Here is a 12,489-nt window from a genome sequence, read left to right on the forward strand (position 1 = left end):
TACCTATTCCCTTATGGTTTTTATAGCCGATGTTGAGATAAAGAGAGCTATACCAACTGCATGCTTATTTTAATTTTACAGAGGAGAGGCTGCCCTTGGTAGATGTTCATGGTAACGGACTTGTCTTACTACTATGTGTACCTCGCAGTGGAAGTTCGCTATCCACCGTGATGCTGCAAAATCACAGCCGTGTATTTGCTACACAAGAGATGTGGTTTCTGATGAATCTTGTAGATTTGCAGAAGGCTGATTCCCGCCCATATGGCGGAAGTGCAATCATCCGTCAGTTTTATAGCGCCATGGTCTCAGACGAAGGTTTTGAAAAGGCGTGCAGAAGCTTTGCTCTTGAAATTTATAACGGATTTCTGGAGGGGAGCGGGGCAGACTTCCTCGTAGATAAATCTCCTCGTTACTATTATATGCTGGAATGGCTGGATCGCCTGTTTCCACAGTCCAAGCGCATTCATCTTCAGCGTAACCCCCTTTCCATAGCAGCTTCCTACAAAAAGGTAAACCGCCATACAGGAGAAGGCTTCGAACTGATTCGCAGCTTGCAGAGTCCGAATCTTAATATGAAAGCTGTTGATCTCACGCTGGGTATGCTCCGTTTGAATGATTATTTTGCGGACAAACACACGAATGCCTATGAAGTTCAGTACGAACAACTCGTCTCCAATCCTCGGGACGAAATGGAAAAGTTATGTGGCTTTCTTGGTATCGGATATGAAGAGGGAATAGAGCAATATGGACGCTTTGCGGATAGTACAAAGTCCAATATGTTCTACAGTATGGGTGTCGGTGATCCGTTTCTGTCCTCCCATCAGGAAGCTCATAAGGATTCTGTTAACAACTGGAAAAATATACTGAATCCACAGGAAGTTGAATTTTATTGCCGAGTAATGGGTGCAGATCTGTTCCATCGGATGGGGTACAGTGAACAGCTGGAAGAAGCCGAGCAATGGACGGGTGTGCGCTATGAAGCTGGCCCGGATGAGGAAGTCATTGGGAAGCTAGATCGTCAATTCTCCGAAGCAACAGGCTGCAGCTGGCAGCATGGTTACCGGATGCAGCCTGTAGACGTTGGGGGCAGTACTCAAGATGGCAATAGCAATAATCTTGGAACGAGTGAACCAAAAGCGATTGATCCGACACTGGCCGCACTCGCAACCATCAGGCAACTGGAAGCCGCACTTCGTGCAGCCGATAATCGGCTGGAGCGAGGGTACAATGAGCGGGAACGATTGAAGGCACAACTCGCCTCTGCTCATAGCAAGATTCAGCGTATCAAATCCTTGATTCCGTTTGGTAACCAGTTAAGCGCCTGGGCTTCACAGCGCAAGATACTTCGGGGAGGAAAGTCATGAGCGCTATAGCAGGAATTGTTCACACCGATGGTCAGCAAGCGTTATGGGAGGACAGTTGGCACCTATATGCCAGTCTGGGGCACGTTCCGGCGGATACAACTGGGGTCTGGAAAGGTAATGAAGCCTTCCTGAGCTGCCACGCCCAGTGGATTACACCAGAGTCGGTCAGGGAGCAATTGCCTTTATTTGATGAAGTGAGCGGTCTGACCATCACGGCGGATGCCATTTTGGATAATCGGGAACAGCTGGCAGATCAACTCTCTATATCGAGAGCGGAGTTAGCAGGATTGTCGGATAGTGAACTAATCCTGCGTGCATATCAGCGATGGGATGAACATATGGCGGAGAAACTGCTTGGTGATTTTGCCTTCGCCATCTGGGACGATCGCAAGCGCAGACTCTTCGCTGCCAGAGACATTACTGGCATGAGATCCTTTTATTTTCGGCATGATGGTCAGCGGTTTGCCTTCTGTACCTTAATGAATCCGTTACTGCAACTGGAAGGTGTACATAAAGAGCTGGATGAAATCTGGTTGTCCGAATTTCTTGCCATTCCCGACATGCATGACTCAGCAGATATCCATTCTACCGTCTATCGTGGAGTAAGCCAGCTGCCTCCAGCCCATACGCTTAGCTTCAGGGATGGCAGGCTGGAACAGAAACAATATCATCGCTGGGACGAAGTGGAGCCTCTAAGACTCAAGTCCGACGGGGAATATGTAGAAGCTTTCCGTGAGGTATTTGGTCAAGCCGTTGGATCGCGTTTGCGAACGCATCGACAGGTGGCTGCTGCTTTGAGCGGAGGGCTGGATTCTGGAGCTGTGGTTGGATTTGCGTCAGGAACACTGCGGAGACAGGGAAAAACGTTAAATGCGTACAGTTATGTTCCGGTGTCTGATTTTACGGATTATACATCGAAAACGCTGTTAGCGGATGAACGCCCTTTTATCCAGTCTACCGTTAATCACGTCGGTAATATCACGGAGAATTATCTTGATTTCGAGGGGAGAAGTCCTCTTAGTGAAGTAGATACCTGGCTTGATATTATGGAAATGCCCTATAAATACTTTGAGAACTCATTCTGGATTCGTGGATTCTATGAAAAAGCGAGCCAGCAGGATGCAGGCATTTTATTGACTGGAGCACGGGGCAACTTCACGGTATCCTGGGGGCCGGCACTGGATTATTACGCCAGTTTGCTAAAAAGCGGACGCTGGTTCCGGTGGCTCCGGGAAATGCAGCAGTACAGTGAACGTACCGGGATGAAATTCTCACGAATTGCCAAAATTACGGGCCGTAAAGCGTATCCGGAATTATTCAAATCCATGTCAAAGGGGGCTGCCCAGGCTGCATCGGTACAATTAATCCATCCGGAGTTTGCTAGGCGAACAGGCGTATTGGAACGGCTCAAATCCATTATTGTTCTGCAAGGCGGTGCTCAGGCAGATGCGCTTAAAGTACGGGCAGAGAAATTCAACAACCTGGCCATTGCAAACAAAAATGGTGCTGTCGCCACCAAATGCTCTCTTCGTTATCGGACATGGGAACGTGATCCTACGAGTGATGCCAGAGTGATTCGTTTCTGTCTGTCCGTGCCGATAGAACAATATGTTAATCAGGGGACGGACCGGTCCTTAATTCGTCGGGCTACCTCACCCGAGCTGCCTGACAAAGTAAGATTAAATCAGCGAGTACGCGGAGTCCAGCCTGCAGATTGGTTGCACCGTATGATTCCCAATTGGGGCGATTTTACTGCCGAATTACGTGCGCTATGTTCTGACAGCCGGGTCGCCGGCATATTGAACACAGAGCGAATCAAGTCGGCACTTGCGAATTTTCCAAACCCTCGACCCGAGCTTGCTTCCCATCCGGACTTGCGGTTGATGATGCATAGCCTGATCGTATATCGATTCATACAAAAGTTTTGAACTTGCCAGTGGATGATTGATGTGAACTGAAGTAAGATTCATTATTTCATTGACTCATGAAGGGAGGTGAATACGATGCAAATGCAAAAGAAAGAATGGCTAGCACCAGCACTGGAAGTGTTGGAAGTGAACCAAACCATGGCGGGAACAGGATACAGACAAATTGACTGGATAACTGTTCACGATGCTGACATGTACGACCCGCCTACTTCCTAAGTTATTAAGCTTTAACCTGTGCCATTATACTTAAAGGGCGGAAAGGCAACAAATCCATCTTTTCGCCTCCGCCCTTATATTTGAGCAATATGAATATAAGGGCTTTTTTATTTACATGAAGAATTGCAAAGGAGGAGTCATTCATTGTTGCCTGTGCAGTATGAAGCTTATGGCTTGCGTTGGCTGAGCCAATTTCCATTGCCCGAACTCCAAATCGTACAGGGTGGTGCAGATTTAGATACCGCCACTGTTGATGTACACATCCAGATTGCTGATTTAAAAACACGTTGGAACGAGTGGGACGTGGGGAGAGACAACTTTGTTGCCCGGGATGGAAGTCTTTTTTTTAGAATTGAAGATAGCGGTCTTTTTTTTATGGAACAGGGAAATAGAATCATAGTATCTCCTGAACCGGGAGCTGATATTAAAAAGGTACGATTATTTATCCTAGGCACATGTATGGCCATCATTATGATGCAACGCAGCATTTTGCCTCTACATGGAAGCGCAGTGGTCATTGATGGATGGGCGTATGCATTTGTTGGGCATTCTGGTGCAGGAAAGTCCACATTATCCGCAGCACTTGCTACGCGTGGTTATCCGCTTTTGACGGATGATGTTGTGGCACTGACATGGGATGCGGGGGGAAGAGCAATCGTATCGCCGGGGTATCCGCAGCAAAAGTTATGGCAGCCCAGCCTTGATGGATTCGGCATGAAGGAACAGGATTATGCAACGGTTCATGCAGAGATTACGAAGTACGCGATACCTGTTCAGCACTATTTTCATGATAGACCGGTTCCGCTTGCTGCTGTTTTTGAACTTGATCCAAAGCCGGAAGAGATGCTGAAACCCGTACAGCTGATGGAAGTTGCAGGATTGGAACGCCTTCACATGTTGTGCTCTCATACCTTTCGTAGTGGTCTTGTGACCAGGCAGGGTCTGGCACAATGGCTGTTCGAGACAGTGTCACGACTGTCCGCCAGTATCGAAGTTTTCAGAATCACGAGGTCAGGACCTGATTTTACTGCTTTTGAGATGGCTGACCGGATTACAGAACATGCACGTAAAGGAGTGTATACAGGACAATGACAGCAACGAAGCCAATGAATGGGGAAGAACGTGTGTTGCGGAAGGAAGGCAATCTTGTCAGTGACATGGGCGGGGAAAAAGTCATGATGAGCATTCATAACGGAAAGTACTATAACCTGGGAAGCACGGGTGGACGAATCTGGGATCTGATCAGTGAAGAACGAACATTGAATGAATTGATTGAAGTGTTAGCCTCAGAATATGAGATTGAACCAGAGCTATGCCGTGAACAGGTTGTTCAATTCCTTGAGCATCTGACACATGAAGGATTAATTGACGTTACCCGCGGAGAGTAGAGCCATGTTGCGAAAAATTAAAGCATATCGTTCATTGCCGCGTGAAATCCGTGGACTGGTATGGGAAGCCTATGTCCACCTTGGGTGGGCACGAATACTGAAGGCGATGCCTTTTGCCAAGATTGCTCCAGGCCTCGGTACACCGATGTATGAAACGTCGATGACTGGACTCCATCGAAGTGAAGTGACGACGATACGAAATATTTCTAAAGCCATACTCATTGCCAGCAGGTATACCTTATGGGAGAGCCGTTGCCTTGTCATGGCGATCGCAGCGATGAAGATGCTGGAACGCCGTAAAGTGGAGAGTACTCTATACATGGGTACTGCACGGAATGAACAAGGCCAAATGATGGCACATGCCTGGCTGCGAAGTGGGAAATTGATTGTGACCGGAGCAGATACAATGGACCAATATACGGTTGTCGGCGTGTTTGGCAAGCGGTGTCCTGAGAGGGGAGCTGGAGAGATTGTCTACGATACATGAATGGGGAAATTATACAGCGGATTTTCCGCAGGAGCTTAAGCTGATTTTGAGCATGATTAAAGGCGATCTAACAGCAATCACCCCTGAGGACGCCCATATACGGATGGAGGACATGGACTGGAAGCTCTTTTTGCAGCTCGCCCATCATCATCGACTGTACTCTGTTCTCTATCTGAAAATAAAAGAGTTGGATTCAGCGGTTATTCCCGCTTTTGTAGTGGAAAACCTGAGACAGCAATATACAGCCAATACGTTTCGCATGCTGCATCTGACCGCCGAAATGGAGCAGGTGTGTGGTGCTTTTCGTGAACGAGGCATTCGAAATATTACGCTCAAAGGACCTGCATTGGCACATGATCTTTACGGAGATATATCCTTGCGGACCTCTAAAGATCTGGATATCCTCATTCCTTTTGATGATGTGGAGTCCGCGGAAGAGATCCTTGAATCGCTTGGTTATGAATCGAAGGAAGGCAAACGAACACCGACCGTTGCCAGCTGGAAATGGCGGGAACATCATATCTGTTACAAACACCCGGTCAAACGAACTCAAGTGGAGATCCACTGGCGACTTAACCCGGATTCGGGAAGAGAAACCGATTTTGAATTGCTTTGGAAACGCAGCCGATTCAGCACTTATACCCAGACGCCTGTCCGTATGCTGGAAAGGGAGGATCTGTGGGCATATCTCGTGACGCACGGCGCAAGACATGGGTGGTTCAGACTGCGTTGGCTGCTGGATATCGACCAGATGATTCGCTGCATGCCACTGGACGTCAAAAAAGTGGAGCGACGCCTGAAAGCTGAAGGCAGATTATCCATCGGTTCACAGTCTCTTCATCTCGCTTCAGTATTGCTGGATACCCCTATAGATGCCCATTACCTCGCCTTGTTGTCCTCCCATAGACGAGAAGGAGAGAAATTAGCGAGACGCGGCGTAGTGTTCATGAATGAGATGATTGAGAGTCCGGCAGATGTAAAGAGTTATCGTTCCTATCTGTTCGCACTGCGAAGCACAAGGCAGAAGCTGTTTTTCTTTATTGAACGTATGTATCCAAGTACCTGGGATGTAGATCAACTGCCGCTTCCGCGTTCACTGCATTTTTTGTATTTTCCGTTACGTCCGTTTCTCTGGTTCTGGCGGCGAATCAAAAGGAACACGATGACGGAGAGGGGATAACCTATGATTTCGGAATTGCAATTCTTTATGCGCAAGCTGCATCGTGTAACAGGCCCAGTGTTATATTGGAACCTGCTGGGCATGATCTGCATCAGTCTGATGGAAGGAATCGGCATATATATGCTCGTTCCGATGTTAAGCCTTATTGGTATTTTCGAAATGGGCTCCACAGGTCTGCACTTACCCTGGATATCCGAATTTTTAAATCGTTTTCCGGAAAATGGCAGGCTGCTGCTGGTGCTGTTGACCTTTGTCCTTATTGTCTCCGGACAGGCTTGGCTTCAACGTCTTCAGACAATTCGCAACACGCGAATTCAGCAGCAATTTGTTCGAACGCTGCGTATGGAAACCTATCGTGCCATCATTATGGCGCAGTGGTCTTTTTTCCTCCAAAAACGAAAATCCGATTTTAATCATATATTAACGACCGAACTCGCCCGTGTCAGTCAGGGAACGAATATTATGCTGCAAATGGCAGCTTCCTTAATCTTTACCGGTATTCAAATTGGTCTGGCTTTCTGGTTATCTGCCAAGTTAACCACCCTTGTCCTGGTCTGCGGATTGATATTGTTTATTGTGTTGAGAAAATTCGTGAAGCGGGCAAAACAAATCGGGGATCAGACATCCGAATATTCTCAGAGCTATTACAATGGCATTACAGAGCACTTTAACGGAATCAAGGATATTAAGAGCAATATGCTTGAAAAATCACATATCAGCTGGTTTGAGCGTATGTGTGGGCGGATTGAACATAACGTGGTTCAGTTCAGTCAGTTGAATAGTGGTACACAACTGATTCATCGGGTATCGGCGGCTGTCATTATTGCGGCTTTTATCTATTTATCCCTGTATGTGCTCGCAGTACCTCCGGCAAGTTTGTTGCTTATCATTCTGATCTTTTCCCGATTGTGGCCACGCTTCACGTCCATTCAGTCCAATCTGGAATATATGAGTTCCATGCTGCCCGCGTTTCAGATTGTGAGAGAGCTACAGACAGAGACGGAAAAAAGCCGTGAGATTAGCGAAAAAACAGTTCATGCTGATGAACCATTTGATCAGGAATTAACGGTTTCCGGTCCACGTTCGGTCAGAATGAAGGCTCAGGCCAAGCCGAGTGATCAGGAAGGTGGGGATGCGCATCCCATTGAGCCCCTGGTGCTTAAGGAATCCATTGAGTGTCAGCAAGTGAATTTTCGCTATGAAGGCAGTGATACCTACTCGTTATCCGAGGCGTATGCATCTATCCCGGCGAAAGGCATGACGGCCATTGTAGGCAAGTCGGGAGCCGGAAAGAGCACGATGATTGATCTGATTATGGGACTCATTCGTCCAGAGAGCGGTCAGATTTTGGTGGATGGGGTGCCTTTAACCGAGAATCGATTGTTAGCCTGGAGAAGTTCAATAGGTTATGTCTCTCAGGACCCTTTTCTGTTCCATACCAGCATTCGTGAAAATTTGCGCCTGGTTGATCCGAATGCCAGTGAGGAACAGATGTGGCATGCATTACAGTTTTCTTCGTCTGCAACGTTTGTCCGCAAACTACCGCAAGGATTAGATACCATTATCGGTGATCGGGGCATCCGCTTATCCGGCGGCGAACGTCAGCGTTTGGTGCTTGCCCGTGCCATGCTTCGAAACCCTTCTGTATTGGTACTGGATGAGGCGACGAGTGCGCTGGATAGCGAGAACGAACAGCATATTCATGAAGCCCTTGAGCGCCTAAAAGGGCATGTCACCGTTATTGTTATCGCCCACCGACTATCCACCATTCGAACAGCGGATCGAGTAATCGTTCTGGATGAGGGTCGGGTTATCCAGCAAGGTGGATATCAGCAATTATCTACGGATCCGGTAGGCACGTTCAGCAAACTATTGAATATGCAGGCAGGTGTCGTAGGGCAATGATTCTCTCGGTAAATCCGGAAATGAACAAAGCAAAAAGGCGCGCCATTTGAGGCAGCGCCTTTGATGTATGTGTAGTCGGGAGGTAATTCAATATGATTGCCATTTTCATTTAGTGAACGATGGCATTGCTTACAGGCTGCGGCAGCTGAAATGCACCGACCCGTTCCAGATGCCGAACAATTTCATGTACGGCTTCTTCAACAGAAAGCTCTTCGGTATCAATGATTAGTGTAGGATCTTCTGGAATATCATAGGGGGCAGAAATTCCGGTGAAATGTGGAATTGCACCGCTGCGGGCCTTTTTGTAAAGCCCCTTCGGATCACGTCGTTCACACTCTTCGATCGAACAACGTACATAGATTTCAATGAAATCATCAGCTTCAAAGAGCTGTCTTACCCTATTTCGATCCTGTGCATCCGGCGAGATAAAGGCAGAAAGAACAAACAACCCGGCATCTACCATCAGCTTGGAAACTTCACCAATCCGGCGCAGATTTTCTTGTCGATCCTCAGCCGTGAAGCCAAGGTCCCGATTCAATCCGTGACGTACGTTATCCCCATCAAGCACGTAACAATGAACCCCTTTTTCATACAGGTATTGCTCCAGAGCAAATGCAAGCGAGGATTTTCCTGCACCGGATAACCCGGTGAACCATAAGGCCCGACTGCGATGACCGTTATGCTTCTCCCTGTCCTGCCTCTTTAAACTGGATTGCTGCCAGGTAATGTTACGCTCTTCCTTTGACATGGATATCCGCCTCTTCCTACTTATGATATGTATAATATTTTAACATATTTTCAATATTATAGCACCTTCTGAATTTGACGAATTTTAGCGTGAATCAATGATAATTCGGGTATAGATGTAGTACATACATAGCAGGAGGAACACCATCATGAACAATAACATACACAACATACAGGTTTATTTCCAGTGCGCGGATTGCGATCAGGATATCCGGGCAATCTTTGCCCAAGAACAGGTTAGTGCGGTTCGCTGTTCAGGATGTGGTAGAGCATACACCTTGATGAAGCCTACCATTGGCGACGAGATTTTGCTTGATTGGGAGCAGGAGGCCCTCTATCATAAATTGCGGGCAGATCGCTCTGAACATGATAACCATAATATGTCTGCCCTAATTATTAAAGTGATTGAGCTGCTCACCTGGCGGGATAGTGGTGACGGTCAGACACGTGCGATAGAAATGGTTAGAGAGTGGCTGGCTTCCAGTGGGAAACCCCAGACCTTACTCGAACTGTTTCATCATCCCGAGCGAGACAATAAACGGTTTTGAATGGAGAACTGGAGTGTGGCGCCCCATTGGTTCATGTATGTGAAGCGATCTGTGATTGAAATTTACATACATTAGCTGTTCCTGTGGCATATTACCTGAAGGTGTTCGTGATAGGAAACGACAAACCGAATTTTTCAGGAACAGGAGCGGATAGCAATGAAGCGAATGGTTCTCTACATGCTGCTGGCCATATTGGCTTTCGGTATATTACCAGCGCAGACTGAAGCGTCGCCAATAAATGGAGCGTATCACTTTGGCTTCAAAAAAAGTCAAAACGGTCAATTGCCTTCCATTGATCAGGAAGGGTTTAAGGAGATTTTGCAGCATAACGATGCCATTTTCCTGGGGGATACGAAACAGAAAGAACTGTATCTTACGTTTGATAACGGTTATGAAAATGGCTTTACACCAGCCATATTAGATGTTCTGCGTGATAAGAAAGTGCCTGCTGCATTTTTTGTCACCGGGCATTATCTGAAAGATCAGCCTGAGCTGGTGAAACGAATGGCCGCAGAAGGGCATATTGTGGGGAACCATTCCTGGAGCCATCCTGATATGACCCGAGTTTCCAATGAGAAATTAAAAACAGAGCTTGATCAGGTACGGTCTGAGGTCAATCGGTTGACTGGACAGCAAGCGACCTTTTTGAGGCCACCACGTGGTATTTTCAACAACCGGACGCTCGCAGAGAGCCACGCCCAAGGTTACGTTAATGTGTTTTGGTCGGTCGCCTACAAAGATTGGGATACCAAAATTCAAAAAGGGGCAGACTATGCACGTCAGCAAGTATTGAAACAGCTGCATCCAGGAGCAGTTATCTTGCTTCACTCTGTGTCGAAAGATAACACGGAGGCGTTGGCTTCCATCATTGATGAGGCTCGTAAGCAAGGATATGCGTTCAAAAATTTGAATGACTTGAAAACAAAAAGTTATTAAGGTTACATGTTTACAATAGAAAAAGGGCATCCTGAGCTGCGATAGCTTGGGATGCCCTTTTGGCATGATCTTTAATGGATTAAGCAGGCGGACGCGTAATTGTATCTGGAAAATGTGCTGTGTGATAAGAAGCGTTTTTATAAAGCAGTGTTATAAATGATACCGATCGTTTTGGGACCACAATGACTACATATAACGCAACCAGCCGTAGTCAGTTCCACTCGTGCTCCGGTCTGTTCCTGCAGAGATTTTTGCAAATCAAGCGCATCTTCCTCGGCCATGGTATGCACAACGATTACGAGATCGCGGTCGATCTGTTCCTTATGACTAAGTGTGTTTTGCAGCATTTGTTCCAGGGCCTTTTCCCGTTTGCCACGAACCTTGTATGCAGGTGACATCTTGCCATCGGTTACCCGAATGACTGGTCGAATTTTGAGCAGACTGCCAATCAAATTTTGCATGCCGGAGCAGCGTCCACCTTTGTACAGATACTCCAACGTATCGATGACAAACTCAGTTCGCACATTCGGTTTGATGGCTTCGACGAGATGTGTAATCTCGGTCAGACTCTGCCCTTTTTCTGCTGCATGAACCGCCTTCATGACCATCAGGGCAATCCCGGAAGAAAGATTCAGAGAATCCACCACAGAGATGCGACCTTCCGGAAACTCGGAACTGGCCAATCTTGCATTTTGATAGGTTGACGAGAGTTCAGAGGACAAGCTGATATATAAAATATCATATCCTTGTTCTATGTAAGGTTGAAATGCCGTCATGAAATCAGCAGGTGAAGGTGCTGCCGTTTTGGGCAGACGCCCATCCCTGCTTACACGTTCATAGAGCTGTTCCGGCTTAATTTCAGCACCGTCCTTCAGTGATTCCTCACCGAACACGACATATAATGGGATAATACCGATATCGTGCTGCTGGATCCATGCTGGGGCCAGATCACTTGTGCTGTCCGTGAAAATTTTGATTCGTGACATGTCAATCTCCTTTGGATACGAAAATTTGGCCATTAAAATGGATGAAGATGAGAGGGATCAAGTGTCATTTCGTTACAATTTTTTGAGAAATGAATTTGAGCCTGATGTAAGCTTTTAAACCATATAGATACCTGCAATAATAAGCCCGGCAAATGCCAGAATCATGACTCCACTGAGGATGGTACCAATGATAGCAAAGACTTTTTTTCGATTCTTGAGCACTAGCCCAATCACGCCGAGTATGAGTCCTGCGAGATTAAGTATCAGACAAACCAGAACAGCCAGAGAAGCCAGAACAACTGCTGGATGCAATGCAATCTCTTCCACTTGGATCGGTGTGGTTACGACACCAATTGCACTGTTGATAGCCATCGTGGCAATAAATAAAGTCAGCATGTAACCAATGATAGACACCAATCCAATCACAAAACTTGCAATACCAGGTCCAGAATGTTTCAATCGACCCACGGGTGGATCTTCCAGGGAGGAGGGGTAAGGTGTAAATGGGTTGTCATGATTGGGATCTGAATGATCCGAACCGAAGCCAGATTGATAAGTATCATTGTTATTCCGGTTATTTTGATTATCCATGAATGGATTATCCCTCCTTACTCGTGGTCATGAGTGTAATTAACCTACTCTCAATGTGATAATTCTAATTAAGAGAATGAAGGCACTCCTTTTTACTTTTCCATAAAAATCGATAAAAATCAAGGTTTCACGCCAGTTTTCGTCGATTTTGAGGCAAAAGCGAAGGGAAGTATATATAACCAGACATATGAATGCCTTCTGCATCGTAGCTTG

13 protein-coding genes are annotated in these 12,489 nt (G+C 46.7%); 10 read left to right on the top strand and 3 right to left on the bottom strand.

What is annotated here, in order from left to right; translation table 11 throughout:
• Positions 1–95 precede the first annotated feature (95 nt).
• From P364_RS0105080 to P364_RS0105115, 8 genes are all read left to right on the top strand, one after another.
• Complete coding sequence (locus P364_RS0105080; RefSeq protein ID WP_024629071.1) at positions 96–1,364, top strand: sulfotransferase family protein; 1,269 nt, start codon at positions 96–98, stop codon at positions 1,362–1,364.
• On the top strand, positions 1,361–3,292 hold the full coding sequence (locus P364_RS0105085) for an asparagine synthase-related protein (protein WP_024629072.1): 1,932 nt from the start codon (positions 1,361–1,363) through the stop codon (positions 3,290–3,292). The genes P364_RS0105080 and P364_RS0105085 overlap by 4 nt, the downstream gene beginning before the upstream one ends.
• 81 nt (positions 3,293–3,373) lie before the next feature.
• Positions 3,374–3,508, top strand: a complete 135-nt coding sequence (locus tag P364_RS37265) for a paeninodin family lasso peptide (RefSeq protein WP_152532673.1) — start codon at positions 3,374–3,376, stop codon at positions 3,506–3,508.
• A 144-nt stretch (positions 3,509–3,652) separates the two neighbouring features.
• Positions 3,653–4,600 carry a hypothetical protein gene (locus tag P364_RS0105095; RefSeq protein ID WP_024629073.1) on the top strand — a complete coding sequence of 316 codons (948 nt, stop codon included), beginning with the start codon at positions 3,653–3,655 and terminating at the stop codon, positions 4,598–4,600.
• A complete protein-coding gene (locus P364_RS0105100; protein ID WP_024629074.1) occupies positions 4,597–4,896 on the top strand; it encodes a lasso peptide biosynthesis PqqD family chaperone in 300 nt (99 codons plus the stop codon). Before P364_RS0105095 ends, P364_RS0105100 begins: the two co-directional genes overlap by 4 nt.
• 4 nt (positions 4,897–4,900) lie before the next feature.
• Positions 4,901–5,383, top strand: a complete 483-nt coding sequence (locus tag P364_RS0105105; protein WP_024629075.1) for a lasso peptide biosynthesis B2 protein — start codon at positions 4,901–4,903, stop codon at positions 5,381–5,383.
• Positions 5,367–6,563: a nucleotidyltransferase domain-containing protein gene (locus P364_RS0105110; protein WP_024629076.1), complete on the top strand. Its 1,197-nt coding sequence runs from the start codon at positions 5,367–5,369 to the stop codon at positions 6,561–6,563. The genes P364_RS0105105 and P364_RS0105110 overlap by 17 nt, the downstream gene beginning before the upstream one ends.
• Positions 6,564–6,566: 3 nt before the next feature.
• The gene (locus tag P364_RS0105115; RefSeq protein ID WP_029880741.1) at positions 6,567–8,468 is read left to right on the top strand and encodes an ABC transporter ATP-binding protein; all 1,902 of its coding nucleotides are present in this window, start codon (positions 6,567–6,569) and stop codon (positions 8,466–8,468) included.
• A gap of 109 nt (positions 8,469–8,577) precedes the next feature.
• On the opposite strand, the gene cysC is transcribed toward P364_RS0105115, so the two are convergent.
• Positions 8,578–9,216: an adenylyl-sulfate kinase gene (gene cysC, locus P364_RS0105120; RefSeq protein WP_024629078.1), complete on the bottom strand. Its 639-nt coding sequence runs from the start codon at positions 9,214–9,216 to the stop codon at positions 8,578–8,580.
• Between the two features lie 148 nt (positions 9,217–9,364).
• Here cysC and P364_RS0105125 point away from each other — a divergent pair, with 148 nt between their 5' ends.
• Together P364_RS0105125 and pdaA are read left to right on the top strand one after the other, a co-directional pair.
• Positions 9,365–9,763: a hypothetical protein gene (locus P364_RS0105125; protein WP_024629079.1), complete on the top strand. Its 399-nt coding sequence runs from the start codon at positions 9,365–9,367 to the stop codon at positions 9,761–9,763.
• A gap of 156 nt (positions 9,764–9,919) precedes the next feature.
• Positions 9,920–10,699, top strand: coding sequence for a delta-lactam-biosynthetic de-N-acetylase (gene pdaA, locus P364_RS0105130; protein WP_024629080.1), 780 nt, complete (start codon positions 9,920–9,922; stop codon positions 10,697–10,699).
• 137 nt (positions 10,700–10,836) lie between these two features.
• Here pdaA and P364_RS0105135 read toward each other — a convergent pair whose 3' ends face one another.
• Positions 10,837–11,685 (bottom strand): DegV family protein, encoded by an 849-nt coding sequence (locus tag P364_RS0105135; RefSeq protein WP_024629081.1) that lies wholly within the window; start codon positions 11,683–11,685, stop codon positions 10,837–10,839.
• A gap of 114 nt (positions 11,686–11,799) precedes the next feature.
• Positions 11,800–12,276 (bottom strand): hypothetical protein, encoded by a 477-nt coding sequence (locus P364_RS0105140; protein WP_024629082.1) that lies wholly within the window; start codon positions 12,274–12,276, stop codon positions 11,800–11,802.
• Positions 12,277–12,489 lie beyond the last annotated feature (213 nt).

Origin of the sequence: Paenibacillus sp. MAEPY2, from assembly GCF_000499205.1 — a bacterium.
Taxonomy (GTDB): Bacteria; Bacillota; Bacilli; order Paenibacillales; family Paenibacillaceae; genus Paenibacillus; species Paenibacillus vandeheii.

Coding starts and splice junctions, on each gene's coding strand:
- P364_RS0105085 (WP_024629072.1), top strand. CDS start 1,361: ATGAGCGCTATAGCAGGAATTGTTCACACCGATGGTCAGCAAGCGTTA.
- P364_RS37265 (WP_152532673.1), top strand. CDS start 3,374: ATGCAAAAGAAAGAATGGCTAGCACCAGCACTGGAAGTGTTGGAAGTG.
- P364_RS0105100 (WP_024629074.1), top strand. CDS start 4,597: ATGACAGCAACGAAGCCAATGAATGGGGAAGAACGTGTGTTGCGGAAG.
- P364_RS0105105 (WP_024629075.1), top strand. CDS start 4,901: ATGTTGCGAAAAATTAAAGCATATCGTTCATTGCCGCGTGAAATCCGT.
- P364_RS0105115 (WP_029880741.1), top strand. CDS start 6,567: ATGATTTCGGAATTGCAATTCTTTATGCGCAAGCTGCATCGTGTAACA.
- cysC (WP_024629078.1), bottom strand. CDS start 9,216: ATGTCAAAGGAAGAGCGTAACATTACCTGGCAGCAATCCAGTTTAAAG.
- P364_RS0105125 (WP_024629079.1), top strand. CDS start 9,365: ATGAACAATAACATACACAACATACAGGTTTATTTCCAGTGCGCGGAT.
- pdaA (WP_024629080.1), top strand. CDS start 9,920: ATGAAGCGAATGGTTCTCTACATGCTGCTGGCCATATTGGCTTTCGGT.
- P364_RS0105135 (WP_024629081.1), bottom strand. CDS start 11,685: ATGTCACGAATCAAAATTTTCACGGACAGCACAAGTGATCTGGCCCCA.
- P364_RS0105140 (WP_024629082.1), bottom strand. CDS start 12,276: ATGGATAATCAAAATAACCGGAATAACAATGATACTTATCAATCTGGC.